General features: G+C 69.7%; 20 protein-coding genes and 1 tRNA gene. 12 read left to right on the forward strand and 9 right to left on the reverse strand.

Going from position 1 to position 26,005, the window contains the following annotated elements:
* Positions 1-717 (forward strand): (Fe-S)-binding protein (locus AB0H21_RS10355; protein WP_358514260.1); only part of this gene is annotated, 717 nt, incomplete at its 5' end.
* 126 nt (positions 718-843) lie between these two features.
* On the opposite strand, the gene AB0H21_RS10360 is transcribed toward AB0H21_RS10355, so the two are convergent.
* On the reverse strand, positions 844-1,767 hold the full coding sequence (locus AB0H21_RS10360) for a LysR family transcriptional regulator (protein WP_358514262.1): 924 nt from the start codon (positions 1,765-1,767) through the stop codon (positions 844-846).
* A gap of 248 nt (positions 1,768-2,015) precedes the next feature.
* Between AB0H21_RS10360 and AB0H21_RS10365 the strand changes: the two genes are divergently transcribed.
* From AB0H21_RS10365 to AB0H21_RS10375, 3 genes are read left to right on the forward strand one after another with little or no spacing between them, the layout of a single operon-like run.
* Positions 2,016-2,222, forward strand: a complete 207-nt coding sequence (locus tag AB0H21_RS10365; protein ID WP_358514264.1) for a hypothetical protein — start codon at positions 2,016-2,018, stop codon at positions 2,220-2,222.
* A 53-nt stretch (positions 2,223-2,275) separates the two neighbouring features.
* Complete coding sequence (locus tag AB0H21_RS10370; protein ID WP_358514266.1) at positions 2,276-3,394, forward strand: FxsB family cyclophane-forming radical SAM/SPASM peptide maturase; 1,119 nt, start codon at positions 2,276-2,278, stop codon at positions 3,392-3,394.
* A 26-nt stretch (positions 3,395-3,420) separates the two neighbouring features.
* Positions 3,421-6,162 (forward strand): HEXXH motif-containing putative peptide modification protein, encoded by a 2,742-nt coding sequence (locus AB0H21_RS10375; RefSeq protein ID WP_358514268.1) that lies wholly within the window; start codon positions 3,421-3,423, stop codon positions 6,160-6,162.
* Between the two features lie 244 nt (positions 6,163-6,406).
* Here the strand turns inward: AB0H21_RS10375 and AB0H21_RS10380 are convergent, their stop codons facing one another.
* Both AB0H21_RS10380 and AB0H21_RS10385 read right to left on the reverse strand, forming a co-directional pair.
* Positions 6,407-7,234, reverse strand: a complete 828-nt coding sequence (locus tag AB0H21_RS10380; RefSeq protein ID WP_358514270.1) for a permease-like cell division protein FtsX — start codon at positions 7,232-7,234, stop codon at positions 6,407-6,409.
* A 535-nt stretch (positions 7,235-7,769) separates the two neighbouring features.
* A tRNA-Pro gene (locus AB0H21_RS10385) sits at positions 7,770-7,843 on the reverse strand.
* Positions 7,844-8,027: 184 nt separating this feature from the next.
* On the opposite strand from AB0H21_RS10385, the gene AB0H21_RS10390 reads away from it, so the two are divergent.
* On the forward strand, positions 8,028-8,483 hold the full coding sequence (locus AB0H21_RS10390) for a hypothetical protein (protein WP_358514272.1): 456 nt from the start codon (positions 8,028-8,030) through the stop codon (positions 8,481-8,483).
* Positions 8,484-8,771: 288 nt separating this feature from the next.
* On the opposite strand, the gene AB0H21_RS10395 is transcribed toward AB0H21_RS10390, so the two are convergent.
* From AB0H21_RS10395 to AB0H21_RS10405, 3 genes are all read right to left on the reverse strand, one after another.
* Positions 8,772-10,778: a phosphocholine-specific phospholipase C gene (locus AB0H21_RS10395; protein ID WP_358514274.1), complete on the reverse strand. Its 2,007-nt coding sequence runs from the start codon at positions 10,776-10,778 to the stop codon at positions 8,772-8,774.
* Between the two features lie 28 nt (positions 10,779-10,806).
* Positions 10,807-12,573 (reverse strand): endonuclease/exonuclease/phosphatase family protein, encoded by a 1,767-nt coding sequence (locus AB0H21_RS10400; protein WP_358514276.1) that lies wholly within the window; start codon positions 12,571-12,573, stop codon positions 10,807-10,809.
* A gap of 693 nt (positions 12,574-13,266) precedes the next feature.
* On the reverse strand, positions 13,267-15,117 hold the full coding sequence (locus AB0H21_RS10405) for an ABC transporter ATP-binding protein (RefSeq protein WP_358514278.1): 1,851 nt from the start codon (positions 15,115-15,117) through the stop codon (positions 13,267-13,269).
* Positions 15,118-15,656: 539 nt separating this feature from the next.
* On the opposite strand from AB0H21_RS10405, the gene AB0H21_RS10410 reads away from it, so the two are divergent.
* Positions 15,657-16,301: a hypothetical protein gene (locus AB0H21_RS10410; RefSeq protein WP_358514280.1), complete on the forward strand. Its 645-nt coding sequence runs from the start codon at positions 15,657-15,659 to the stop codon at positions 16,299-16,301.
* Positions 16,302-16,384: 83 nt separating this feature from the next.
* Here the strand turns inward: AB0H21_RS10410 and AB0H21_RS10415 are convergent, their stop codons facing one another.
* Together AB0H21_RS10415 and AB0H21_RS10420 are read right to left on the reverse strand one after the other, a co-directional pair.
* Positions 16,385-17,590, reverse strand: a complete 1,206-nt coding sequence (locus AB0H21_RS10415; RefSeq protein ID WP_358514282.1) for a cysteine desulfurase-like protein — start codon at positions 17,588-17,590, stop codon at positions 16,385-16,387.
* 168 nt (positions 17,591-17,758) lie between these two features.
* Positions 17,759-17,908, reverse strand: a complete 150-nt coding sequence (locus AB0H21_RS10420; protein WP_358514284.1) for a hypothetical protein — start codon at positions 17,906-17,908, stop codon at positions 17,759-17,761.
* A gap of 34 nt (positions 17,909-17,942) precedes the next feature.
* On the opposite strand from AB0H21_RS10420, the gene AB0H21_RS10425 reads away from it, so the two are divergent.
* The 6 genes from AB0H21_RS10425 (at position 17,943) to AB0H21_RS10450 (ending at position 24,540) form a co-directional block, all read left to right on the forward strand.
* Positions 17,943-19,205: an RNA-guided endonuclease TnpB family protein gene (locus AB0H21_RS10425; protein ID WP_358514286.1), complete on the forward strand. Its 1,263-nt coding sequence runs from the start codon at positions 17,943-17,945 to the stop codon at positions 19,203-19,205.
* Positions 19,206-19,403: 198 nt separating this feature from the next.
* Positions 19,404-20,324: an STM4015 family protein gene (locus AB0H21_RS10430; RefSeq protein WP_358514287.1), complete on the forward strand. Its 921-nt coding sequence runs from the start codon at positions 19,404-19,406 to the stop codon at positions 20,322-20,324.
* Positions 20,321-21,487, forward strand: a complete 1,167-nt coding sequence (locus AB0H21_RS10435) for an STM4014 family protein (RefSeq protein WP_358514289.1) — start codon at positions 20,321-20,323, stop codon at positions 21,485-21,487. The genes AB0H21_RS10430 and AB0H21_RS10435 overlap by 4 nt, the downstream gene beginning before the upstream one ends.
* A complete protein-coding gene (locus AB0H21_RS10440) occupies positions 21,484-22,290 on the forward strand; it encodes an STM4013/SEN3800 family hydrolase (protein WP_358514291.1) in 807 nt (268 codons plus the stop codon). Before AB0H21_RS10435 ends, AB0H21_RS10440 begins: the two co-directional genes overlap by 4 nt.
* Entirely contained in the window at positions 22,287-23,573 is a 1,287-nt protein-coding gene (locus AB0H21_RS10445; RefSeq protein ID WP_358514293.1) for an STM4012 family radical SAM protein, read from the forward strand. The genes AB0H21_RS10440 and AB0H21_RS10445 overlap by 4 nt, the downstream gene beginning before the upstream one ends.
* Before the next feature lie 82 nt (positions 23,574-23,655).
* Positions 23,656-24,540 carry an STM4011 family radical SAM protein gene (locus AB0H21_RS10450; protein ID WP_358515393.1) on the forward strand — a complete coding sequence of 295 codons (885 nt, stop codon included), beginning with the start codon at positions 23,656-23,658 and terminating at the stop codon, positions 24,538-24,540.
* 50 nt (positions 24,541-24,590) lie between these two features.
* On the opposite strand, the gene AB0H21_RS10455 is transcribed toward AB0H21_RS10450, so the two are convergent.
* Positions 24,591-25,796, reverse strand: coding sequence for a DUF6745 domain-containing protein (locus AB0H21_RS10455; RefSeq protein WP_358514295.1), 1,206 nt, complete (start codon positions 25,794-25,796; stop codon positions 24,591-24,593).
* Positions 25,797-26,005 lie beyond the last annotated feature (209 nt).

Here is a 26,005-nt window from a genome sequence, read left to right on the forward strand (position 1 = left end):
GACCGGGCGAAGAAGACCACCAAGGCCGTGGCCGAGCTGCTGCACATCGCCGGGGTCAAGTTCGGCGTGCTCGGGCCGATGGAGGCGTGCACCGGCGACCCGGCCCGCCGGCTGGGCATGGAGTTCCTGTTCGACATGCTGGCCCGGCAGAACATCGAGACGCTGAACGAGGCCGGCGTCAAGAAGATCGTGGCGACGTGCCCGCACTGCTTCAACACCCTGGCCAACGAGTACCCGCAGCTGGGTGGCACGTTCGAGGTGGTGCATCACACCCAGTTGCTGGCCCGGCTGGTGGAGGAGGGCAGGCTCACCCCTATCACCCCGATCGAGGAGAAGATCACCTACCACGATCCGTGTTTCCTGGGCCGGCACAACAAGGTGTACGCCCAGCCGCGCGACATCATGGCCAAGGTGCCCGGCGTCCAGGCCCAGGAGATGCACCGCTGCAAGGAGCGCGGTTTCTGCTGCGGCGCGGGTGGCGCGCGCATGTGGATGGAGGAGCGTATCGGCAAGCGCATCAACACCGAGCGGGTGGATGAGGCGCTGACCACCGACCCCGACACCGTGTCCACCGCGTGCCCGTTCTGCCTGGTCATGCTGGGAGACGCGATCAACGAGAAGAAGAACAACGGCCAGGCCAAGGAGACGCTGGAGGTCGTGGACGTCGCCCAGCTCCTCATCCGGTCGATCAAGGGCGAGCCGATGCCAGCCACCTGACCGCTCGATGCGACTTGACAGGCGCCGACGTCAGTCTGCCGCCATCGGTGGGGAGCGCTTATAGGGCGTTTAATCCGCTGATGGGTGTGTGCGTTCGGGTGCGTAGTCACTCAGTAACGCGAAAGCCTAGTGAGGCCCCCCGCCGAGCAGGCTGCGTGGACCGAGAGCCTGGAAGGCCTCCACCAGGGCATGAACGGCGCCCCGCCGGTCAGTGCGTCGGCATGCGATATGGAAGGCCACGGGGGCGGCGCCGGTCAGCGTCACCGCGCGGAAGGCGGGGCCCAGGAACGGGGCGATCTCCGCAACGGTGGCTATCACGGCTGTGCCGTCGGCGACTTGGCGCAGGACGCGGGCGAAGGTCCCTACGTCGGTCTCGACCAGGCGCGCCTCGCGGCGGGGCCGCACGTCCGCGAGCCAGAACTGGTTCATCCACTCCTCGGAGATGGCCGGGTTGTACAGGATCGGTTCCTCACTGAAGTCCTCCACGTTCACCGCATCGGAGTCGGCGAGGGTATGCCGGGCGGCGACCACGCCGATACGCGCACTGACGGCGGTCAGGGGGAAGGAGGTCACGATGGGATGCCGCACGGGCGCGAAGGTCCACAAGAGGTCCACCTGATGGTCGGGCAGGCAGCGGGTGAGCACGGGAAAGGGAACATCCTGGCGCACCAGCCGGGTCTCGGGAAAGCTGCGGCGGACCTCCCTCGCGATGCCGCTCATGTCGAAGTATTTAAGGATCCCGCCCGTGCCGGCGGGGACACCGATCCGCAGCGTGTACCGGGCGGGTGCGGCCCGGGCACTCTCGCGGGCGGCGCAGGCCTGAGCGATCAGGGGTACGGCGGCGGTCGCGAACCGCCGGCCCGCGGAGGTCACGGCGAGCACACCCGCAGGATCCCGCTCGACGAGGGCGACCCCGAGTTGTCGTTCCAGACGTTGGATGCGCTTGGCCAACGCCGATGAGGTCAGGTGCAGCTGCACGGCCGCACGCCCATAGTGCCGCTCCTCCACGAGCACCAAGAAGTCGGCGACCAAACCGAGATCCAGATCCATGCGCACCCCTGCGTGGTGGATGAGCCGAGCGACCAAGACGCCGAGTCATGGACATCGATCAATGCTCGCTACTTTAAGTCTCCGCCTGTCAAGACCCGATTCCTTATTGGAATGAGGGGGGTCTCACACCCCGGCCGACGCGTGTAAAACAAAGTCACCAATACGGCGTTGATCCGGACACACCCGCGTGCAGGCCCGCCATGTTCGTGGGTTCCGGTCCCTGTATCCGAATCACCAAGGAGACATCCATGGACCAGGCTCGCGAATCATCACCTGTCGATGTCAGCACCGCGCTTGCTGACTTCGAGCTCGGTAGCGTCGACGCCCTCGAGGGCAGCGCACTCGGCAACATTCTCACTGAGGTCTACGCGTCCCGTGATGGTGCGGGCGCGGCGGGCGGCGTGATGCACAGCTCGCACAGTTCCTTCTCGCAACATTCCTCGACCTCGTGGTGAGGTCAAAGATCAGGGATGAGTTGACGTCGGCGGCCGCGGTGACCACTGCACCCATGACCACATTCATCTGCAAGGTCGCGTCCCGGTGCAATCTAGACTGCGACTACTGCTACGTCTATCGCCACGCTGACCAGAGCTGGCGTCGTCAACCGCAGCGGATGTCGATGCGGACGGCGGCGCAGCTCGGTCGGCGGATCAACGAGCACGCAGTGACACATCACCTACGCGAGGTGAACGTCATCCTTCACGGCGGTGAGCCGCTGTTGCTGGGGCTGCCCTATCTGCGCGAACTTTGCGACGCGATCACCGAGCCGACCAAGAATGTCACGATCAGATGGCACGGTCAGACGAACGGCGTTCTCTACGATGAGGCGACGCTGGAGTTCTGTCGTGAGCGGAACCTGTCGTTCGGGTTGAGCATCGACGGGCCTGCGGAGGCACATGACCGGCATCGAGTGGACCATGCCGGTCGACCGTCCTTCGCGGGCGCCCATCGGGCCTTGACGCTGCTCAGTGGTGATTGGGGCCGACCGGTGTGGGGCGGTGTCCTGGCAGTGATCGACCTGCGCCACGACCCGCTCGACGTGTACCGGTTCCTGCGCGGCTTCGAGCCGCCGAACATCGATTTCCTGTTGCCCCTCGGGCACCACGACCTGAGGCCGCCGGGTAAGGATTCGCCCGGCACCACGCCGTATGCGGACTGGCTGTTGCGGATCTTCCGCGAATGGTACGACGAACGCCCACAGCCCATTCGGATTCGCCGCTTCCGGGATGTCGTCGCACTGCACCTCGGCGCGCAGAACAGTTCCGAGGAATGGGGTCTGCAACCCGTCGATCTCATCGTCGTCGAGACGAACGGTGAGCTGCAGGCGGTGGACACGCTCAAGGTAACCTTCGAGGGCGCCTGTGAATTGGGGCTTAACGTTTTCGACCACAGCTTCGACGACGCACTGCGATCGCCGTCAGTGCGGGCGCGTCAGGACGCTTGGGCGACGCTGAGCCCGATATGCCAGGCCTGTGATCTCGTCCGGGTATGCGGAGGCGGGTACTTTCCGCACCGGTATTCGGACGAAGCCGGCTTCAACAACCCGTCGGTCTACTGCGCGGATCTCATGAAGCTCATCCGCGAGATCACGACGGTGGTGGACCAGGACCTGGCCAGGCTCGCATGAGCGTACGCCTTGAACCTGCGACGGTCGTGGCGCTCGCCGAGCCGACCGGGGCCAACGATCCGCTGGTGCGTGCGTTGTTCCTGGCCCGGCTTCAGTCGACGATGATCGGTATGAGGCGGATCCAGCAAAGGTTGGCGGCGCAGGCGCCGGAATGGGCCGACCGGTACGGGTTTACTGCCGCGTTCTCCGATCTGCTCAACCGACCGGCGGAGACTCAGCGTCGGGTGCTGGCTCACCCGAGTGCCGCCTTCTGGGTGGAGGTGGCGTGGGACTTGATTTCGCGCCAGGCACACGAGCTGCGGCCGGGGGGCCACTTCGCACGCCACCTCGCCAAGGCCTCGGCTTTCGCTCTCTCCGCATGCCATCTCGTCGGCAAGGGCTCGTTCGTGGCCACGGTGCGCGGTGACAGCGCCGGACGTGTCGTGTTCCCCGGCGCAGGGCTCTGCCTGGCACCGCGGGCGGCAAAGCCGTACGCGCCGATTACCGTACGGGTGGCGGGCGACACGGTGGAGCTCACCGACGCGAGCGGCACGCCCGTGCCATACGACAGACTCACCGTGGCATGCCTGCCGGAGACGGCGGTCGAGGTGAACTGGCTTGACCAGGATCTCCGTCTCGGCGGGCGAACGCGCTTCATGTACGCCGAACCGATCCCGCCCGAGGGGGTCGAGTGGGTCGACCGCCTCGCGACCGCATGGTCCATAGTGGACAACGTCGATCCGGTTCTCGGCGCCGAGATGCGGCTGGGTGTGAACGCCATCGTCCCGCTCGCGACGCCTGATCCGCTCAAACATTTCAGCGCCAGCTTCCGTGAGGCGCCCGGGCTGGTCGCGCTTTCACTCGGTGACCATCTCCAGCTCACGGAGGCGCTCGTCCACGAGTACGCGCACCAGAAGCTCTACGCGCTGGCCCAGCTCGACCCGCTCCTCGCGGGCCCGACCGACGAGGCGTTGTACTACTCACCGCTGCGTGACGACCCCCGCCCGCTCAGCGGCCTGCTGCACGCGGCGTACACGTTCATCAATATCCTGGGCTTCTACGTCCGGGCGCCGCAGCTTGCCCCGGTGCAGCGGCTCGAGCGCCGCACGTACCACATCATCGGTTACGCTGACACACTGCTGAGCGAGCTCAGCCGCCACGCGGAGTTCACGCCAATCGGCGAGGCTCTGCACGGCGCGCTCGCCAGGCGTCTGGAGCTATACCGGGACGCCGTATCGCCGCCGACCGCGGAGGTCCGCACTCGCGTCGACGACGAGCGGCGGAGACATCGTGAGCGTTGGGAGAACGCACACGGCGATCTGGTGCGACCGCATCCCGAGTCTGCAGGCTCGATGCGGTCACCGGCGCCAGACAGCGACAGGCGGCTGCGTGAACTGCTCGACCTCCCCCCTCAATGGTCGGCCCGGGCGCTTCGCCGGTGGTACCCGGCCGACATGGTCCTCGACGCGCTCCGCGCTCTGCCCGACCCGGCACCGGTCCGGGCAGCAGTCGCCGGTTTGAAGCCGGGCGACTCGTTCCTCGCGGACCTCACGGCCGCCCATCTGTCCTATCTGGACCGTGACTACGGGGACGCCGCGAAGAGGTATCTGGTCTGCCTGCGACACGAGCCTGCGAGCTCCTATCTGTGGCATTGCCACGCGTTCGCGTTGCGCCACTGCGACCAGTTTGGGGCGAGCCTGCATATCCTGACGCACACCGCCGAGCTCGTCACGGCAGCGCAGGATCCAGCGGCGGTCGCCGTTGCCGACGACGGATGGCCGCTGGCGGAGCCGGCCCCGACGAGCCCTCCCAACCCGGTGACGATGCCACCATCGGTTCTCGAGTCGCTGCTGGAGAGCCGATTCTGGCCGTATGTGCGGGCATCGTCCGGCGGGCCTCAGCTCCCGTCCGTCATGGCCGTGGCCCACGGGCTCAAGCCTGCGATGGACGTGTGGGTCCGCGTGGAGGGATGGGCGATATTCCGGGAGATGGTGGAAGCGCTTGGGTTGAGCTACCACATCGACGCCTACTTCGACCGGCACGCGCCTGGCTTGGACGGGGTACCCGCATCCCAGCTCACCACGACCCGCGCCGGGTTCTCGCGCGTGCCCCGGGCCGGTACGGAGGCGCACGTCTTCCTGGCCCGCGAACCGGACCGCCTGCGCGCGGCGGCACACTCCGGCTGGTATCCGCTGCTCATCGGCGGCCAGGTCGTGCAGAAGCACCGGGCCGACCACGACACCTTTGGCGAGGCGCTCGGCTACCCACCGTGCTGTCGGCGGTTCTTCCGGGAGCGGAACAACTGGTACCTCGACAACACTTACGCCGCGGCCTTGGACGCGGCCGTGGGAACGCCGTCGGTGCTCGCCAATCCGTTCCTACGCCACACCGTCTTCGGGCTCGTCCCGCACATGCCGTGCTCGTACACATGCAAGACGACGATGGCCTACGCCGGCCGGCTGCGTGCGGCGATAGCCGCCGAGCTACCGGGGTACGCGGCGGAGATGGATCGGGCGCTGCGGTGTCCCGTGCTGTGCCTGTCGGAGATACGCATCTACCGGTTCCAGGGCGAACTGATCGACTCGGCGACGGTGAGGTACCGGCAGGTGCAGTCGCTGTACAACGTGGTCGTCGACGACGCTCTGCATGAGCTGTTGGCGGCCGGCGACCGCTGCACTGTGGACGCCGGACTGGTACACGTGTACCGGCACGGTCGTCACGTCGGGACCTATGAAGCGCGGGCGGACCGGCACGGGCCGGAGTCGCCGTTCCTCATCGCCTTCGCGTAATCAACGCCGTGGCGCCGCCCTCGCCCCGGCCGCCCCCGCCCGGGATAAGGCCGGGCACGCAATCGAACGCGTGATCATCGTGAATCAACAGGTGGTCCTCACTGATCGGCGCCCCACCTTGGCCACGCCGAAGACGAAGGCGTCCATCCGGGAGGTGCCGATGCCCAAGGTGCTCGCTGATGCGCTGGCCGACCACGTCGACACGCATAAACCTGAGGACGTCCTCGCCGTCCGCGGCCTCCTGTCAGGAGAGCTCCTTGTCAACGGTGTTCACACCGGGGAACTCGCCGACCACGCGCCTGACGCGCGCGTCGGCGTAGGGAGCGTCAAGGACGAGATGGAAGGAATCGGGGATGTACGCGAACGGTTTCGTCTTGTCCGGGGACTTGGCGAACGACGCCCAGTAGATGTCCTTGGCGGCGTGCCCATGGTCTTCCAGATAGATCGCGCCGACACCCTCCAGAGTACGAAGGGCCTGGTAGACGGCTTCCTTCTCGGCCGCGCTCGCCGCGCCGCGCCCTCTGCACCGCGTGTCCCTCTCCAGAGGCTCCCGGGGGCACAGCCGGACGACCACATCAGTCTTGCCCGCCCAGAAACTCGTCCCCGACAGGTAGAGGTTCGAGACTCCGGGCAGCGTCTCCGCCTTCCGCTGGAAATCGCTCATCGTGGTCAGGTCCGCCTCGAATGACTCCGGCATATCGGATTCTTGGAGCGCAAGCCTGTTCATGTCCGGGTCCAACGTGAAGTTCTTGAGCGCCTCCGCACGGGACACGTACCGCACGGCGGACACCTCGGGGATGGCCCGGAGGCTCCGTTCGACCGCCAGGCGCTGCGCCGCCGTGATCGCGCCCTTACGGCAGTTCTCGTACACGCCGTCGTCCGCGCACAGGAAGATCCTCGCCTTTCCCGTCACCGGCCAGGGGACGTCGGGCGGCGGCAGAGGCCCCTCCGGCGGGCGGCGCAGCACCCACACCCCCACACCGAGCGCGCCGAGCAGCACCACCACGATGACCACCACGACCCAGGGACTCCAGCGCGCACCGGGCTGCTCCAAAATCTCTTCGGAGGACATGCGCACGACTGTGTCCCGGCGAACGCCGCAAGGTCAACTCGCCGAAGACCGGCGTGACAACGGGTCACACCGCCCGTCCGGGAAATGGGCCTCGCTCCGCCTTGGGCTGTACCTACCAGGGGCCTCCGGTCTCGTCTGCCCCCATGTGTCGACATCGCGTAGTCCCAGCGAGAGCCGTCCGGTAACAGTGAACGTGAACGCTGTCGAAAGGCGTCCGAACCTCTCGCGGTCTGCTCGTTCGGCGTGACTATTTCAACGCCCGGATCCTCAAGCCGGTGGTTTTGTTCGTGAGCGGGCTCTGTCGCAGATTCGGTGGTGACGTAACGTCCCACCGTGTCACGGTGAGTCATGCGCGATGTCGCTGATCTTGTAAGTGAGGTGTTTTCCGGGTTATCGCCGCTGGTCGTGGTGGACGTGGTCGGCGAGGGTGAGCGAAGGGGCGTAGTCACCCAGTTGGTCACCCAGTTGGTCACCCAGGAACGAGAAAGGGTGCCACGTGGTCTCGTGACACCCTTGCCGACCTGGTGCTACCCGGTCGGGACGACAGGATTTGAACCTGCGACCCCTTGACCCCCAGTCAAGTGCGCTACCAAGCTGCGCTACGTCCCGTTGCTCGTGTTTCCCGAGCGAGAACAACCTTAGCGCAGATCTAGGGCTCATGCGTACGCGAGGCGGTGGAGGCGGGGCTTCGGATCGCTTCTGGGACTGGGGATGCCGATGGCGCGCGGGGTGTCCGGCGCGGGAACATGGGGCGGGGGGAAGGTGACGGGCGAGGAGAGGGCGGGATGGACGTATGGGGCGGAAGGCTCACATAGATCGTGAGGAGTTGCGGCGGCTCGTCGCCACGGGGCGGTCGAACGCCGAGCTGGCCGCGCACTTCGGGGTGACCGAGTCGGGCATCCTGCAGGCGAAGCGGACGGCGGGGCTCGCCAAGCCGATGCTCGATCATGGACGGGCGATTCCGTGGAAGCTGAAGCGGGCGCACAACCAGACCGGGCCGGCGACCAACCTGCGGAACCTGTCGGCCGTCGCCCAGGGCGGACACGTCCCGCAGGCGAAGATCAACACGGCCCTCAGGTGGGCACGGAGGCTCGCCGAGAGCGGTCTGGACGTGGGCTACAGCTATGAGGACGGGTTCTACGAGCGGCCGGCGGAGGGGGCGTCCCACATAGAGGCCGTGCTGAACGATGCGCTGCGGGCCTTGGAGGAGCCCGGGAGGGAGACCGCGGAGTCTTCCGACCTCGAGTGAAGATCGAGCGGGGGAGCTCCGTCGCCGCCCCTTGCCGCAGGGGGTCGGTGAAGCCCGGGCGTGCCCTGGGATGCGCCGAGGCGGCGGGAGGGTACGAGCTGACCAGAAAGCCCTGTGTATGACGACTGTGGCGCCTGGCGCGACACGCTCACCTTGGATCCTCTGACGCTTTGACCGGCCGGGCATAGGCCAAGGGACACATGGTCACAGACCCTGAAGAGCGGCGTATCGAAGGGCGGGAGCGGGGCCGGGCACGCTGTTGGCGTGCCCGGCGCCTTTCCGGGGGCGTCACGCCGGGTGGACGGTGCCCGCGTAGCGTTGGGCGAAGCGGGTGCCCGTGCCCGCTGTGATCGTGAAGTCGTAGCGGCCGTGGTCGGTCGGCCACGTCGCCGTGGTGCGGCCGCCGGGGCGGACCCAGACGGTCTGCTGCTGGTCGGTGAAGGCGTTCGGCGTGATCGTGAAGGCGACTTCCGTGTCGCCCTCGTTGCGCAGCTCCAGGTCGATCGATGCGTTCTCCGGCCGCCCGGCGTGCCGCGGGTTCGCCTCGGCCGAGGGGACCGCCACGTCGTCCTGGTCGTGCCGTACGACCGTGCCGGAGAAGCGGCGTACGAAGCCGTCCGCGCCGTGCACGGTGAAGTCGTAGCGGCCGTCGGTCGCCGCGGCGTCCCACACGTAGGTCCGCGACGAGCGCGGCGCGACCGTGAACGGGGTGCCGGTGAACGGCGCGGCGGTGCTGACGATGTTGGGGAGCACCGTGAAGTGGAAGCCGACGGTGCCGTCGTTGGTCAGCGTGCAGGTCACCTTGCCGGTGGCCCGGTCGACCGACACGTCGGCCCACGGCCGGTACGGCAACGGGCGGTGCGGGCGGTCCCCCTCCTCCGGGACGGCCATGGCCTGCTGGGTGGGCGGCTTCACCGACGGCAGCGAACGGTTGGCGTCGGCCTTGGCCATGAGCGCCACCGTGTCGGGCAGGCGCGGGATGCTGTAGTCCGGCCTGCGGAAGTCGAAGCAGCTGGTGAGGTCGCCGCAGACCGTGCGCCGCCAGTCCGAGATGTTCGGCTCCTGTACGCCGGTGACCCGCTCGAGGAAGCGCAGCACCGACGTGTGGTCGAAGACCTGGGAGTTGACCCAGCCGCCGCGCGACCACGGCGAGATGGCCCACAGCGGCACCCGGCTGCCGAGCCCGATGGGCTTGCCCGCCGCGAACTCGTCCTTCGTCCCCGGCTCGGGGAACGGCGGGATGACGTGGTCGAAGTACCCGTCGTTCTCGTCGTACATCAGCAGGAAGACGGTGTGCTTCCACACGTCGGGGTTGGAGAACAGGGACTGCAGCGCGGTGTTCACCCAGTGGGCGCCGTAGTCGGGGCTGGCCGCCGGGTGCTCGCAGAACAGATAGGGCGCCACCAGCCAGGAGACCGTCGGGAGGGTGCCGTCCTTGCAGTGCTGGTCGAACGCGGTCAGGTCGAACTTCGTCATCGCGTTGACGTAGCGCGGGTCGTCCTTCGGGAAGGCGTGGAACTGCTTGAAGTACGACAGCCCGTTGTCGTCGTAGTCGCCGTACCGGTCGTCCGAGCCGTCGGGGTTGTGGTAGACGCGCCAGCTGACACCGGCCTGCTCCAGCCGCTCGGCGTAAGTCGTCCAGTCGGCCACCGGGTTCTGCGTGACCACCGAGTTGTCGGTGAAGGGGCCGGTGGTGCCGTCGACGCCGGGGCCGGCGGTGCCCGACCACAGGTAGAGGCGGTTGGGGTCGGTGGGCCCGTTCAGCGAGCAGAAGTAGCCGTCGCACAGGGTGAAGGCGTCGGCCAGCGCGTACTGGTAGGGGATGTCCTCGCGGGTGAAATAGCCCATGGTCCGCTCGCCCTTGGCGGAGACCCACTTGTCCATGGCGCCGCCGGCGACGGCCGTGTGACCGGTGTCCCAGTCGTGGGGGAGACCGCCCGCGTTCTGCGCGTTGTACTTGGTGGAGTCCATCCGGAACGGCAGCAGGTATCCATCGGCGCGCCCTCTGGCGGGCTGGCGGAACACGGAGTCCCCGTTGGGGAAGACCAGCGCCTGCCGGTCGCCGAAGCCCCGCACGCCGTTCAGCGTGCCGAAGTAGTGGTCGAAGCTGCGGTTCTCCTGCATGAGGATGACGACGTGCTTCACGTCGCGGATGTCCCCGCGAGCGCCGTCGTGCTTGTCGCGCTTGTCGTCGGAGGCGTTGGCCGTGCCCGTGATGCCGGGGAGTCCGACGGCGGCCGCCGCCCCGGTGGCCGCGGTGGCGCCGATGAACGTGCGGCGGCTGATCTCGGTCATGGGAGGAGGTTCCTTTGGTCTTTCGGGGTCAGCCGCGGGCTGAAAGGGAGAAGGTGACGACGGCCGCGGCGTGGTCGGAGGGCCAGCCGTTGGCGGCGGTGTCGGGAACGGGACGCGGCCAGCCGGTGTAGAGGCTGTGGGCCTCGACGACCTTCAGCGGTCCGGCGTACTGGACCTGGTCGATGCGGTCCTGGGGTTCGGCGCCGCCGCCGTCGTGCTCGGGCCGTACGGGCGACCAGGTGACGCCGGGGTCCTTCACCGGGTTCGAGTTGGCCTCGCGGAAGGCGTCGGTGAGACCGGCCCGCTGGAGCGCGTCGGTGACCGGCCAGCGAAGCTTGCCCACTCCCGCGTGCGCGGAAGCCGTACGGTTCGTCCAGTCCAGATGGGACGGAGAAGCGAGGCCGGCGGCGAGGATCACGGGGACGCCGGAGGCGAGATCGCTCCGCATCGCGGCCACCAGCGCCTGGACCTGGCGGTAGCGGAGCGTCAGCTTCTCGGCCGCCTCCACCTGCGCGGCCGTCTGCCCGGCCGCCAGCGCGTACGGCCCGTAGTCGGCCTCGTCGAGCCGGGCCGTCCACAGCCGCACCGTGCGGCGGCCGGGCAACTGGACGGTGGCGGCCGCGGCGGGCAGGTCGGCGGTGGGGGCGAGGAGGTCGCTCAGCGGGTAGCGGCTGACGATGCCGAGGCCGGAGCCGGTCTGGTGGGTCTGCCAGCCCAGCGCCTCGCCGAGCGCCGTGGCAGCGGCGTCACCGGTCTCCTGCAGCGCGACGACGTCCAGGCCCTGGGTGAGCACCAGTCGCAGTTGCTTCTCCAGGGATCCGCCGACGTGCGCGCCGGCGTCCCAGAGGTTCAGAGTCGCGATCTTGATCTGGATTTTGTCCTTGGCCGTCCGTACCGGCACCTGGACGGTGACGGTGTCGGCGCCCACGGCGCTGTCCTGGACGGAGACCACCAACCGGCCCGGGGTCTTGGGCCGCGAGGCGGGCGCGGTGCCGCTGACGGTGCCGTTCGCGCTCACCGAGAGCCACGGGTCGCCGGAGACCCGCGTGAAGGCGGGGCCGCCCGCCGCGTTGCCCTCGGGCCTGATCCACAACCCGGCCAGGCGGACGCTGAAGTCCGCGCCGGTGTCCTGCGGGGCCGTCGTCAGCGCGTCGACCACCGCGTGCGGGCGCGGGATGACGGGCCGCACGGCGAAGCTGAACGGAGCCGTGCGGGCGAGGATGCCGTAGCCGTCCTTGGCCAGCAGATACGCGGTGTACGGGCCGCCGCTCAGGCCCGAGGTGTCGAGGGTGATGTCGCCGGACGCGGCGGGGGTGTACTGCCACACCAGGGAGCCGCCGTTGCCCGGCTTGCGGTCGCCGTCGTAGACGCCGACCCAGTTCTTGGAGTGGGGCGCATCCGTCGTCCAGTGGAAGGTGAGCTTGTCGCCCTCATACGGGGACGCCGGAGAGCGAAGCACGATGAAGTCTCCGGTCGGCGGCCCCTCGAAGGTGAACGGCGTGGTCTGGGCGAGGATGCCGTAGCCGTCCTTGGCCAGCAGATACGCGGTGTACGGGCCGCCGCTCAGGCCCGAGGTGTCGAGGGTGGTCCGCCCGGACGTTCCGGTGACGTACGTCCAGACGATCGAGTTGCCGTTGCCCGGCTTGCGGCCGCCGTCGTAGATGCCGATCCAGTTCTTCGGGTCGGGCGCGTCCGTCGTCCAGTCGAAGCTCAGCTTGTCGCCCCGAGTGGGGGCCGTCGGGGAACTGAGCGTGATGGTGCTGCCGGATATCGCGGCGCCTGAGAGGCGTGACACAGGTACAGGTCCTCTCCGCCCGGGCGTCGCGCCGACGGCACCCAGGTGAGCGAAGTCGTTTTTCTAACCGACCCAGTAAGCAGGCCTCCGGAGACACCCCGATGAACGACGGGTTGCGGATGACCGGTACCTGGCGGAAATCGGGGATTCGTCCGGAATAGCGCTTTGTGGGCGAGTTGCGGGGCGACGGCGTCCGAACCGCACCGTTCGGCCAGTGCCGTACGCAGCGCGTCAGTGGCTTCGACCGCTGTGACCATCACACGGTTGTGCTCGGGGTCGCGTCTTCAGGGGCGGTGGCACGGCGCTGGGGTCGCCCGTGCCCTCATCCGGGAGCGCCGCGACCGGTGCCGTCGACGGAGCGTCTATTCTTCCGATCTCTCTTCGAGGCTCTTGACCACGTCGGCGAGGGCGGCATGCACCTGATGCCGGTCATAGCCGCGCATCACGACCGAACTCGGCCTGACGTACCTCGTCAGAGGTGATCTCGTTCGCCTCGACCCTCGCCCAGAGCGCATCCAGGTGCCGGGGGCTGTAACCCCGGATCACCACATCAAAAGCCTGCTTCCCATCCCGCTCGAAGCCCTTCTGGCCGTGGCTGATACACCTGAGGGAACACGGATGTCCTGTCCTCCGGGACCGGTATCCGGCGGTGCCGATTCTACGAGAACGCCGGCCCGCGAACCGGTCACCGGATCAGCGGGGGACGGCGTCCGAGGTGTCCTCTTCGATCAGGAAGCCGCCGGACTGGTGGTGCCACAGGCGGGCGTACGGCCCCTGGTTCCGCAGGAGTTCGCGGTGACTGCCCTGTTCCACGATGCGGCCCTGGTCGAGCACGATCAGGCGGTCCATGCGGACGACGGTGCTCAGCCGGTGCGCGACCACGAGGGCGGTACGGTCACGCATCAGGGTCCACAGGGCTTCTTGGACGAGGATCTCGCTTTCGGAGTCCAGCGCGCTCGTGGCCTCGTCCAGCAGGAGGATCGGCGCGTCGCGCAGGACGGCGCGGGCCAGGGCGACGCGCTGGCGCTGGCCGCCGGAGAGTTTGACACCGCGCTCCCCGACCAGTGTGTCGAAGCCGTCCGGCAGGGCTTCGGCGAACTCTGTGACGTGCGCCGCCCGCGCGGCCTGGTAGATCTCGGCGTCGGTGGCGCCAGGCCGGGCGAAGGCGATGTTGTCGCGCAACGACCGGTGGAACATGGCGGGCTCCTGGGGGACGTACGCGATCAGGCTGCGCAGGTCGGCCTGGCGGAGCCGGGTGATGTCCTGGCCGCCGATCAGGATGCGGCCGCCGTCGATGTCCATGAGGCGGAGCAGCAGCCGGGTGAGGGTGGTCTTGCCGCCGCCGGAGCGGCCCACGAGGCCGATCTTGGTACCGGTGGGGATGGACAGGTCCAGGCCGTCGAACAGGCGCGGGTTGCCGGCGTGCGCGAACGCCACCCGCTCGAACCGGACGCTCGCGTCGGCCGGGCGCAGCGGCTGCGGGTTCTCCGGGTCGACGACACCCGGCGGCGTGAGGAGAAGTTCGGTGAACTGGGCGGCCTCGGTGAGCACGCTCTCCATGCGACGGTAGATCTGGTTGAACTCGAACATGATGTTGATCGCGTTCGTGTAGTAGGTGAACGTCACCACGATCGCCTCCACGCCGAGGCCGCCGTGCAGGGCGACGGCGAGGAGCAGGCCGATGCTGCTGGTGAGGACCGACAGTGGTGCCACGACGGTGTCCACCCGGAGGTTGCCGTAGTCCCAGGAACGGAGCGTCAGCCTGCGCTGTTCGGCGATCCGGGCTCGGTGCTCCGCCTCCTCGCGGTCCTCCGCGGCGAACGCGCGGACCGTGTCCATGTTGGCCAGCACGTCGGCGACGTGGCCGGACACCCGTACCCTCGCGGCCTCACGCTGGTCCACCAGCCTCTGCCGGCGGCGGATGAGCGGGGCGACGAGGAGGCCGGTGACGATGATGAGGCCCACGAGCACCAAGACCAGCAGGGGGTGGTACCGCCACAGCACGACCGAGGCGAACCCCAGCGGCACCACCTTGGCGATGATCGAGAACGTGAGCGTGTCGGTGAAGGACTCGAACCCGCCGGAGAAACTCAGCACCCGTTTGGTGAGCGAGCCGGCGAAGTTGTCGTGGAAGAACGCGGCGTCCTTGACCAGCAGTTCGCCCATGCCCGTCGCGGCGAGGTGCTCGATGCCCCGGGCCTCCGTACGGTTCACGAAGTGCAGGCCCAGCCGCCACAACGCCTCGCCCGTGAGCAGGAGCGCGCCGAAGCCGAGCACGTACGGCATGAGCGCGGCGACGCTGCCGTCCCCGCCGCCGGACAGGTGCCCCACGATCCCGCCCACCGCCAGCGGCGCCAGGTAGAACAGGCAGATGTTGCCCAGCGCCGGTGAGATCAGCGCGGGCAGCGCGAACCGCCACTGATTCCGCAACTCCCCGTTGTAGTGCCGCAGCGCCAGCAGAACGGCCGACTTTCGCGCGGATGGTTCAACTTCGGGGGATTCGAGTAATCCGAGCACAGCCACCCCGCCTCTCTGAATACTCACGGCTAAGGCCATGTTGACGCAGAGTGGCCGGTGGGAGCCAACCATTTTCGCCGGCCCGGCGACCGGCGAACGTCGCCCGGAGGCGCCCGCTCCACCGGCGGGGCCTGCTCGCCGAGGAGCGAGGTCCGCGCGGCGTTCAACGAGGCCGGAGCCCGGGCGGCGGTCGAGCGGGACCCGTTTTCCGTACAAATACGGATATGGATACGGATATTAAGAAATGGAACCGGGACTTAACGTCACGAACAAGACGGTCGACGGGGCCCAGAACCGAGTAAGGAGCGCCGTGAAGAAACCCCGACGTCAACGGACCTTGGGGCGGGCGGTACAGAAAGGAATTCGCGCATGAGACGCAGAGCCCTGTTCGTGGCGGCCGCCGGCCTGGCCGTTGCGATTGGCTGAACCGCAGCGGCATCGATGGCCAGGGCGGTGGCTTCCCCTTCAGGGGACCCGCGTGAACAGGACCGGCCCCGGACACGGCCCGAACATACGGCGGGAAAGCAGCGTCCAACCTGACATCAGCCGATCGATGGGGAGGGCGAATGCGCAGAGCGCTGATGCTGGTGGCGGGTGTGGCCGCGGTGATCGGCCTCACGGGAGGCGAGGCCATGGGGGCGGCCGGCGCCGTCGCGAGGCCCGGGGCGGTGGCCGGGGGTGTCCTGCCCAAGGGGTTTCTGCTGTACGAGGCCGAGGCGGCGGGCCCGTCCAAGCCATGGGAGACGTGGCACGTCAGCGACCGCGTGGGCCAGCGCCTGGCCGTGAACCCCTGTGGCGACGACCCGGCCCCGAAGGGCCGCGCCGCGGCCCGCGGCATCACCCACACCGTCGAGAACGATTACACGACCGAGCAGGTGATCATCTACCGTGACAGGTCAGCCGCGCGCAAGGCCATGAGTTCGCTGCGCGCCGACCTCGAGCGGTGCGCGACCCACAAGGGAACCGGGCACGACGGCTACTCCTACAAGTGGAAGAAGACCGCCATCGGCGACGACGCCCTGCGCGTCGGCGGCTTCTTCTTCGAGTCCCGCGTGCGCTATGTCGTCGTCAGGAAGGGGCGGGCGCTCGCCCTCTACTCGGGGACGGGCATGGTGACCTCGCGCCTCCTGCCCTCCCACTTCCGCCCGCTGGTGAAGGACGCCCGCACGATGGCCGGAAGGCTCTGCCGGCTCCGCCACGTCTGCGACTAGGCGGACATGCCCGTGTCGGCGTGCCCGGGTCCGGCGGGGTTTCGCTCTCTCTGGACTGCGGCCCGGCGGCGGTGCGGGCGGGTTCAGGAAGTGAGCTCGTCCAGGGCCTTGAGCAGGCGGTCGACGTCGGACTCGTCCGTGTACGGGGCGATTCCCGCGCGGACGGCTCCGGTGTCGCCGAGGCCGAGCCACCGGCTGCACTCCAGGGCGTAGAAGCTGCCGGCTGGCGCGTTGACCCCGCGCGCGGCGAGGAACTCGTAGATCTCGGCGGAGTCCACGCCCTCGACCGAGAACAGCGTGGTGGGCGTGCGCCCGCGCCCGGGCGAGCCGTACCGCCGCACGCCGGGAATACGGGCCAGCCCACCGTCGAGCCGTTCCAGCATGGCCTGCTCGTGCCGCTCCAGCGCGTCCATGGAGCGGACCAGGCGCTCGCGGCGGCTCCCGTCGCCGGGTACCAGGCCGGCCAGGAAGTCGACCGCCGCCGTCGTCCCGGCGAGCAGTTCGTACGGCAGCGTGCCCAGCTCGAAGCGCTCGGGCACGGCGTCGGTCGCCGGCAGCAGTTTTTCGGGGTGGACGCGCTCCAGCAGGCCAGGGTCGGCGGCGAGCACGCCGAGGTGCGGGCCGAGGAACTTGTACGGCGAGCACGCGAAGAAGTCGGCGCCCAGCGCTCCGACGTCGACCAGGCTGTGCGGGGTCAGATGCACCCCGTCCACGAACAGCAGGGCTCCGGCGGCGTGCACGCGCTCGGCGATCGCCGGGACGTCCGGCCGGGTTCCCAGCAGGTTGGAGGCGCCGGTGACGGCGACGAGCCTGGTGCGGTCGCCCAGCAGCCCGGCGACCGCCTCGACGTGCAGCTCGCCGCTCTCGCGGTCGAAGTCCGCCCAGCGCACGGTGGCCCCGCGCGCCTCGGCGGCGTGCACCCACGGCCGGATGTTGGCGTCGTGGTCGAGCCGGGTGACCACGACCTCGTCGCCGGGCCCCCATTCCTTGGCGAGGGCGCGGGCCAGGTCGTAGGTCAGCTGCGTCATGCTGCGGCCGAAGACGATGCCGGCGGGGGTACCGGCGAGCAGGTCGGCCATCGCCGTGCGCGCCGCGATGACGATCTCGTCGGCGCGGCGCTCGGCGGCGGTGCGTGATCCCCGGTTGGCGACGGCGGCCCTGAGCGTGGCGGCCACGGCGTCCGCGACGGCGTCGGGCACCTGGGAGCCGCCCGGCCCGTCGAAGTGCGCCGCGCCTTCCTCCAGCGCGGGGAACCGCGTCCGTACCTTCGCCACGTCGTACGTCGTCACAAGACCTCCCGGACCACCACGTACACCCGACGGCACGACGATATGCCCCTGAACGGCGTCCAGCCATACGACACCGTGGTGCGCGGGATCGCGACCAGGGCGCCGACGACGGTGCGGGCGCCGAGGCCCGCCGTCGGTACGACGCCCGCGGCCTACGGCGGATCGGCGTTACCCGGCGGAGTCGAGATGGTTGTGCCGTTCGATCCGCCAGGCGTGGCGGACGAGGACGGTGCGCGGTTCGCAGCGGCGTTCGGCGATGGCCGGCTCATCGGTGAAGAAGTAGGCGCCCCAGGTGGTCGCGAGTTCTCGAACACCCATTCGTCCGGTCGGGTGCCGGGGTACCGTTGGCGCCGTGCAGCTCAGGTACAACTTCCGTCTCTACCCGACCGCTGGTCAGCGTGCCGAGCTGGCCAAGGCGTTCGGGTGCGCGCGGGTGGTGTTCAACCACGGGCTGCGGATGCGGCAGGACGCCCACGACGCTGGGCTGCCGTACATCAGCGACGGGGAGCTGTCCAAGCGGGTCATTTCCGAGGCGAAGAAGACGCCGGATCGCTGCTGGCTGGGTGAGGTGTCGGCTGTGGTGTTGCAGCAGGCGCTGGCGGATCTGAACCAGGCGTACCGGAACTTCTTCGACTCGATCACGGGGAAGCGGAAGGGGCCGAAGGTGGGTCCGCCCCGGTTCCGGTCCCGCAAGGACAACCGGCAGGCCGTCCGCTTCACCAGGAACGCCCGCTTCTCGATCACCCCCGGCGGGAGGTTGCGCCTGCCGAAGATCGGGGATGTGGAGGTCCGCTGGTCCCGTTCCCTGCCCGCCGAACCGTCCAGTGTGACGGTGGTCAAGGATGCGGCCGGACGGTACTTCGCCTCGTTCGTCGTCGACGTCGAACAGCGGCCCCTTGCGCCGGTCGAGTCCGAGACCGGGATCGATCTGGGGCTGGGGCACTTCGCGGTCCTGTCCGACGGGCGGAAGATCGACGCCCCGCGTTTCCTGCGCCGCGCGGAGAAGAAGCTCAAGAAGCTCCAGCGGGCGCTGTCGCGCAAGGCGAAGGGGTCGAACAACCGGGCCAAGGCCCGGCGGAAGGTCGCCCGGCAGCACGCGAAGGTCGCCGACGCGCGCCGCGAGTTCCACCACCGGCAGTCCACTCGGATAGTTCGCGAGAACCAAGCGATCTACGTGGAAGACCTGGCGGTGGCGGGACTGGGGCGCACCCGGCTGGCCAAGTCCGTGCATGACGCGGGCTGGTCGGCGTTCGTCGGCATGCTGGAGTACAAGGCCGCCCTTTACGGGCGGGTCTTTCATCGGATCGACCGGTGGTTCCCCTCCTCCAAGCTGTGCTCGGACTGCGGGGCCGTCGCCGAGTCGATGCCACTGAAGGTCCGGGAGTGGACCTGCCTGTGCGGGGCGGTTCACGACCGGGATGTCAACGCCGCGCGTAACATATTGGCCGCCGGGAGGCGGCAGGTCGCCGCTGGACGGAAACCCGTGCCTGAGATGGGCGGGAAGCGGAGACCCAAAACGCCTGTGGAGACTGGTAAGACCCGGACCTCCGCGCCCCGGCGCGGTGGGAAGGGCACGGTCGAGGAAGCAGGAAGCCACCGACGTGCCGCCGCGTGAGAATGCGCGGCACAGGCGGAATCCCAGGGCCTTCAGCCCGGGGAGCGCGTCAAGCGCTCGTCGCTCATCTCTAGCGGGCCTGAGCGGGCAGCGGCGGTTCCGTGGATTTCGAGCGGCCCGGCCCGGCGGGCTCGTAGATTCTGAACTGTCGGCGGTGGCTGCTAGAACTTGACTCCCCCGCCTTGTTGAGGAGTCCTTGTGATCCACGAACATCTCACCGAATTCCACGGCCTTCCCGTCCGCGACGCCGGCGACGAGGAAGCGCGCGGCGCCTCGCAGGTCGCGTGGCGCGTCGGCGGAGATCCCGACGAGGACGGCGAGGGCATCGCCGGCAGCTTCCAGCGGTTGTTCGACGAGGTCGACTGCGGCGTCGTGCGCGCACTCGTCGTGGGCTCGTGGGGGTGGAGCCACGACGGCGACACCGCCGCCGTGCCGGTGGGCCTGCTCGTCGAGGCGGCACACCGGCTCCCCGCGCTGGAAGCGATCTTCCTCGGCGACTACGTCAGCGAGGAGTCCGAGATCTCCTGGATCGGCCAGGCCGACGTGACACCTCTGCTGACCGCGTACCCCCGGTTGAAGCGGCTGGACGTGCGCGGCAGCGAGGGCCTGGAGCTCCAGCCCGTCACCCACACGTCGCTGGAGACCCTCCGCTTCGAGTCCGGCGGGCTGCCCGCGGCGGTGGTCCGCGCGATCGGCGCGTCGTCCCTGCCCGCGCTGCGCCACCTGGAGCTGTGGCTCGGCGAAGAGAACTACCTCGGCGACTCCGGGCCGGAGGACTGGGCGCCGATCCTCGCGGGCGGTGGCCTGCCCGCGCTGCGTCACCTGGGTCTCCAGGACAGCGAGCGGCAGGACGAGGTGGCCGTCGCCGTCGCCACCGCGCCGATCGTGGCCCGGCTGGAGTCGCTGGACCTGTCCATGGGCGCCCTGACCGACGAGGGCGCCGAGGCGCTGCTGTCCGGCCAGCCGCTCACTCATCTCAAGCGGCTCAACCTGCGTCACCACTTCCTGAGCGAAGAGATGACCGCGAAGCTCGCGGGCGCGTTCGGCGGAGTCGAGGTCGACCTGTCCGACCGGCAGAATCCCGATGACGATTGGCGCTTCATCGAGGTGTCCGAGTGACGGTGCTCGACACGGCGGGGGCGGCCCCGGCGTCGGCCGATCCGCCCGGCCCGGCGCCGCCGTTCGTGGTCGTCGGCACGCCGGGCGACCGGCGGGTGACCATGTTCGCGGAGGCCCTGCGGACGCGCGGCCTGCCCGGGCCGCTCGTCGTCCCCTGGCGTGACGTGCTCGCCGGCGCCGAGCTCCGCATCCCCGAGCGGGCGTACGTCCGCGTCGACTCACCCGGCGAGGACACCGAGGCGGACGTGCTGCTCCGCGGCCCCGGCGACCCGACCCGGGTCGGCGGTGGGGCGTCCTGGCATGCCGCGTTCGTGCGCGGCCTCGAACGTGTGCGGCGGGCCGTGGCGCGGACGCCGGGCGCGCGGCTGCTCGGGGACGTCGGTGAGATCGCCGTGATGTTCGACAAGCGGCGCGCCCACGCCCGCCTGGGGGCCGCGGGCGTGCCCGTGCCGCCCGCGCTGCCCGAGCCGATCACCGGCTATTCCGGCCTGCGCGAGAGCATGGCGCGCGCCGGTTGGAGCCGGGTGTTCGTCAAGCCCGCCCACGGCTCGTCCGCCTCGGGAATCCTGGCGCTCCAGGTCAGCGGGCAGGGGATCAGCGCGGTCAGTTCGGTCGAGCTCGTCCGCGGCCGAGGGGACGCCCGTCCTGACGGCCTCGAACTGCACAACTCGCTGCGCGTGCGCACCTACACCGACGAGGCCGACCTGGCGGCGATCATCGACAGGCTCGCCCCCGACGGGCTGCACGTGGAGCGGTGGTTCCCGAAGGCGTCGTCCGGCGGGCGCGTCTTCGATCTTCGCGTCGTCGTGATCGGCGGGCTGCCGACGCACGCCGTCGTGCGTGCGAGTCACGTGCCGATGACGAACCTCCACCTCGGCGGCGTTCGCGGCGACATCGAGCGGGTCCGGGCCCGGCTCGGGGCGGCCGGGTGGGAGCGGGCCATGGGCGTCTGCGCGCGGGCGGCCGCCTGCTTCCCCGGCTCGCTCATGGTGGGGGTCGACCTCATGGTGGGCGTCACCTGGCGCCGCTTCGCCGTGGCCGAGGTCAACGCCTTCGGAGACCTGCTGCCCCGGCTCACCGGCCTGCCCGACGCGGGCGCCGCCGGTCTGGACTGCTACGCCGCGCAGGTGGACCACATCCTCGCGGCCCGGAGCGCGGCATGAGGGACATGGGCCCGATCATCGGCACGCACGACCTGCTGCTGGTCACCCTGGACACCCTGCGCTACGACGTCGCGGCCGACCTGCTCGGCCGGGGCAGCCTTCCGACGCTCGCGAGCGTGCTGCCGGGCGGCGTGTGGGAAAGGCGGCACACGCCGGGCAGCTTCACCTATGCCGCGCACGCGGCGATCCTGGCCGGGTTCCTGCCCACCCCGGCCGGTCCGGGCCCGCACCCCCGGCTCTTCGCCGCGGCCTTCCCCGGAAGCGAGACCACCGCCGCGGGCACCTGGGTGTTCGACGCCGCCGACCTGCCGGGCGGGCTGGCCAAGGCGGGCTATCACACGGTGTGCGTCGGCGGGGTCGGCTTCTTCAACAAGCTGACACCGCTCGGCTCGGCGCTGCCGTCGCTGTTCGCCGAGTCGCACTGGCGGCCGTCCTTCGGGGTCACCTCGCCTGCCTCCTTCGAGGAGCAGATCGCGTGCGCCGCGCGGTCGGTGCGCGACCGCGCGGAGCCGGTGTTCCTGCTCGTCAACGTGTCGGCGCTGCACCAGCCGAACCACTTCTACCTGCCCGGCGCGACCGGCGACTCGCGCGCGACGCACGCCGCCGCGCTGGAGTACGTCGACCGGCACATCGGCCGCCTCTTCGCGCTGATGAGCGCGCGACGGCCATGCCTGGTCATCGTCTGCTCCGATCACGGCACCGCCTACGGCGAAGACGGATATGTCGGTCATCGCATCGGCCACGAGGTCGTCTGGACGGTGCCCTACGGCGAATTCGTGCTCCAGCGAGGGGAGTGGACGTGAGGCCCTACGAAGGGTATGTATACGCCTATCCGCACAAGACGGCCTACCGCCCGCTGGACCCGCGGCCCCCGCTGCGGGAGGTCTGGGCGGACGAGCGCACCGACGCGCTCTTCCTCTACCTGCACGTCCCCTTCTGTGAGATGCGCTGCGGCTTCTGCAATTTGTTCACCAGGACCGGAGCCCCGGCGGACCTCGTGGCCTCGTACCTCGACGCGCTCCAGAATCAGGCGGAGGCCGTCCGGCAGGCGTTGCCGCCCGGCGCGCGTTTCGCCACCGCGGCCATCGGCGGCGGCACGCCCACCTACCTTGAGGCGGAGGAGCTGGCCAGGCTGCTCGACCTGGCCGAGCGGTCCATGGGGGCCGACTTCTCGGCCATCCCGCTCGGCATCGAGACCTCCCCGGCCACCGCCACGCCGGAACGCCTGGCCGTCCTCGCCGAGCGCGGCACCACCCGGGTCTCGATCGGCGTGCAGAGCTTCATCGACGCCGAAGCCAGATCCGCCCTGCGCCCGCAGCGCCGCGCCGAGGTCGAGGCCGCGCTGGCCGCCATCCGCGAGGCCGCGTTCCCCGTGCTCAACATCGATCTGATCTACGGCATCGACGGACAGACGCCGGCCACCTGGCGTCACTCCCTCGACGCAGCCCTCGCCTGGCGTCCGGAAGAGATCTACCTCTACCCGCTGTACGTCCGGCCGCTCACCGGGCTCGGGCTGCTCGCGCGTGACTGGGACGACCAGCGGCTCACCCTCTACCGCCAGGGCCGGGACCACCTGCTGGCCGCCGGGTACGAACAGGTATCCATGCGGATGTTCCGGGTTCCGGCGACTACCGCCGCCACCGAATACCAGTGTCAGAGCGACGGCATGGTCGGCCTTGGCTGCGGCGCGCGGTCCTACACGTCGCGGCTGCACTACTCCTTCGAGTACGCCGTGGGCGTGCGGCACGTGCGCGCGATCATCGACGAGTTCGTGCGCCTGCCGCGCGACGCCTTCGCCGTCGCCAACGTCGGCTTCGCGCTCGACGACCTCGAACGGCGGCGCCGCCATCTCATCCAGTCCCTGCTCCAGGCCGAAGGGCTCGACCGCGCCGCCTACAAGGAGCGCTTCGGCGCCGACCCGCTCGACGACTTCTCCCTGGACATGTTCGCCGCGCGCGGCTGGGTGGAGGACGACTCCGCCCGCGTGCGCCTCACCCCGGAGGGGTTGACCTATTCCGATGCCATCGGCCCCGCCCTCTTCTCGCCCCGGGTCCGCGCCCTCATGAACTCCTATGACCTTCGCTGACCCGCCAAAGCTGTCTATCTGGGACATCACGCCGCGGCACGTGCATTCGCTGCCTGTGGAAGACGCCTCGAAGTCCGGCGACCTGAGCATCAGGCCACCGGACCCGAGCGTCAGGCCGGCCGAACTGACCATCCTCTACCGGGGCCCGCTGGCCAGCTGTGACTACGACTGCGCGTACTGCCCCTTCGCCAAGCGTCGCGACAGCCCCGCTCGGCTGCGGGCCGACCGTGAGGCGCTCGCCCGCTTCACCGCCTGGGTCGCGGCGCAGGACTTCCCGATCTCGGTGCTGTTCACGCCGTGGGGCGAAGGGCTCGTCAGGTCGTGGTACCGCACGGCGATGGTGGACCTGAGCCATCTGACGCACGTGCGCAGGGTGGCGATCCAGACCAACCTGAGTACCCGGCTGAGCTGGCTCGCGGACGCGGACCCGCGCACGCTCGCCCTCTGGGTGACCTACCACCCTAGCCAGGTGACGCACGAGCGGTTCCTGGCCAAGTGCCGCGAGTTGCTCGCGCGAGGGGTGCGCTTCAGTGTCGGCGTGGTCGGTCTGCCCGAGCATGCCGAACCGGCCGGACGGCTGCGGGAGGACCTGCCCGCCGAGGTGTACCTGTGGATCAACGCCGCCGAGGGGCACGTCTACTCCGACGAGGAGGCGGCCTTCTGGAACGCCATCGACCCGTTGTTCGGCTACAGCACGCGGCCGCACCGCAGCCTCGGGCTGCCGTGCCGTACCGGCGAGAGCGTGGTGTCGGTCGACGGCGAGGGCACGGTGCGGCGGTGCCACTTCGTCACGCGGACGATCGGCAACCTCTACGACGGCTCGGCCCTGCGCGCCCTCCGGCCACGGCCGTGCCCCCTTCCCGTATGCGACTGCCACATCGGATACGTGCATCTCGAACCCCTCGACCTCTACAGCACCTTCGCAGGTGGCCTCCTCGAACGCGTCCCCGCCACCTGGCCACACTGACCGGATACCGCAGCGGGTCGTACTCCTGCCCGGCCAGGCGGGGGTGGCGGTCAGGTTTGTTGTTGTGGGGTGTACTGCTCGGGGGTGAGGTTGAAGGTCCAGGCGACGCCTTGGCGGGCGGTGGTGACCCACGGCGGTACTCGGAGGAAGTAGGTGCGGTACGTGCCGTCGGGCTCGGGGGTCGAGTTGACGACCTCCACCATGGTGAGGGGCTCGTCGTCGCCCAACTCCGCCCTCCAGAGCACCCCGGTGTCGTCCTTGTGGACGGAGGCGGCGCCGGACTCACGCAGGTACCGATCGAACCCGTAGTGTTCGAGCATCACCCGGCGTAGCTCGGCGTTGGGCTCCTGCCGGATGCGCGGCGCGGACAGGTCGGCCATGGCGGCGCCGAAGTCCGCGGGGACGGGCATGCCGTGCCAGGCGTGCAGGGCGAAACCATCGGGGAACGCGAGAGCGGGCCCCTCGGCGCGGTGCAGGCGGCCCAGGTCGTCGCGGTGTATCTCGGACGGGCGTTCGCACATCAGCACGACGCGTTCGAAGGGCCACCACCAGCCGGCCTCCCTGGACACCTGGATCACGCCGCTCAGCGGAGTGAGATCCACCACGGAGGCTCGCCCAAGGGCGTCGAAGAACGCGAGCCAGGGAGCGTCGTGCTGGCCGAGCACGGCGTCGAGGGTGGCGCGCCGCAGTAGTGCCTCGATTTTGCCGTCCGCTTCGGCCGGACGGGTCCGGTCGTCCGGTTCAGGTCGGCCGGAAGACGCGTCGGGTGTGCCGGCTTGCGCGTGCGCGATGGCCAGGCGGCCGACGCCTCGCCGGATCTCGCTCACCAACCGGTTCACCCTCGGCCAGAAGCCCGTGCCGACGAACTCCCAGGCCGCCGCCCAGCCGGCGGGCGTGAGAGCGGCGGCCGCCTGGGCGCGCACGCGTTCCCACGGTTCGGTCCTGACGCGGTCGCGGACGAGCGGCCCGGTATCGAGCTCGAGGAGTGCCGGGGGGAGGACGTCGAACTCGCGCATGACGCCGCGGGCTTCCGGGTCGCCGGCGAGGGCGACGGCCGCCACCGCGGCCTGGGCCGGCGAGCGGAACCAGACGATCTGCTGCGGTTCCGGCAGACCGGCGGCGCGATAGGCGGCACGGACGCCGTCCTCGGCGGCGGCGCGGTCCGCCGGGCCGGTGGCATGGGCGGCGAGATCCCACCTGGTCACGGCGTCGGCGAGATACGCGGCCGGCTCAGGGGAGAGGGCAGGGGTGCTCATGGCTTTCCTCGGTTGTCAGGGGTGAGTCGTAGGCCTGGCGGTCATCAGGGCGGTCCTCAGGACGTGGGATGGGCCTGGGGGTTTCGGGGACGAGCGGCGGCCTGAAAGGTGCCAAGGTGAGTGGTGGCTCTGGCCGTCATCAGGGGGTCATGTGGGCCCTGGGGTTGCCGGGGGACTGGTGGTGGCTCTAAGGCTCTCGGGTGAGCGGT

This window comes from Sphaerisporangium sp. NPDC051011 (assembly GCF_040653595.1).
In the GTDB taxonomy this organism is placed as follows: Bacteria; Actinomycetota; Actinomycetes; order Streptosporangiales; family Streptosporangiaceae; genus Sphaerisporangium.

Excerpts from the sequence above, each read along its gene's own strand:
- AB0H21_RS10410 (WP_358514280.1), top strand. The coding sequence starts at position 15,657 with ATGCGCAGAGCGCTGATGCTGGTGGCGGGTGTGGCCGCGGTGATCGGC.
- AB0H21_RS10390 (WP_358514272.1), top strand. The coding sequence starts at position 8,028 with ATGGGGCGGAAGGCTCACATAGATCGTGAGGAGTTGCGGCGGCTCGTC.
- AB0H21_RS10365 (WP_358514264.1), top strand. The coding sequence starts at position 2,016 with ATGGACCAGGCTCGCGAATCATCACCTGTCGATGTCAGCACCGCGCTT.
- AB0H21_RS10395 (WP_358514274.1), bottom strand. The coding sequence starts at position 10,778 with ATGACCGAGATCAGCCGCCGCACGTTCATCGGCGCCACCGCGGCCACC.
- AB0H21_RS10360 (WP_358514262.1), bottom strand. The coding sequence starts at position 1,767 with ATGGATCTGGATCTCGGTTTGGTCGCCGACTTCTTGGTGCTCGTGGAG.
- AB0H21_RS10455 (WP_358514295.1), bottom strand. The coding sequence starts at position 25,796 with ATGAGCACCCCTGCCCTCTCCCCTGAGCCGGCCGCGTATCTCGCCGAC.
- AB0H21_RS10380 (WP_358514270.1), bottom strand. The coding sequence starts at position 7,234 with ATGTCCTCCGAAGAGATTTTGGAGCAGCCCGGTGCGCGCTGGAGTCCC.
- AB0H21_RS10440 (WP_358514291.1), top strand. The coding sequence starts at position 21,484 with ATGAGGGACATGGGCCCGATCATCGGCACGCACGACCTGCTGCTGGTC.
- AB0H21_RS10370 (WP_358514266.1), top strand. The coding sequence starts at position 2,276 with ATGACCACATTCATCTGCAAGGTCGCGTCCCGGTGCAATCTAGACTGC.
- AB0H21_RS10420 (WP_358514284.1), bottom strand. The coding sequence starts at position 17,908 with ATGGGTGTTCGAGAACTCGCGACCACCTGGGGCGCCTACTTCTTCACC.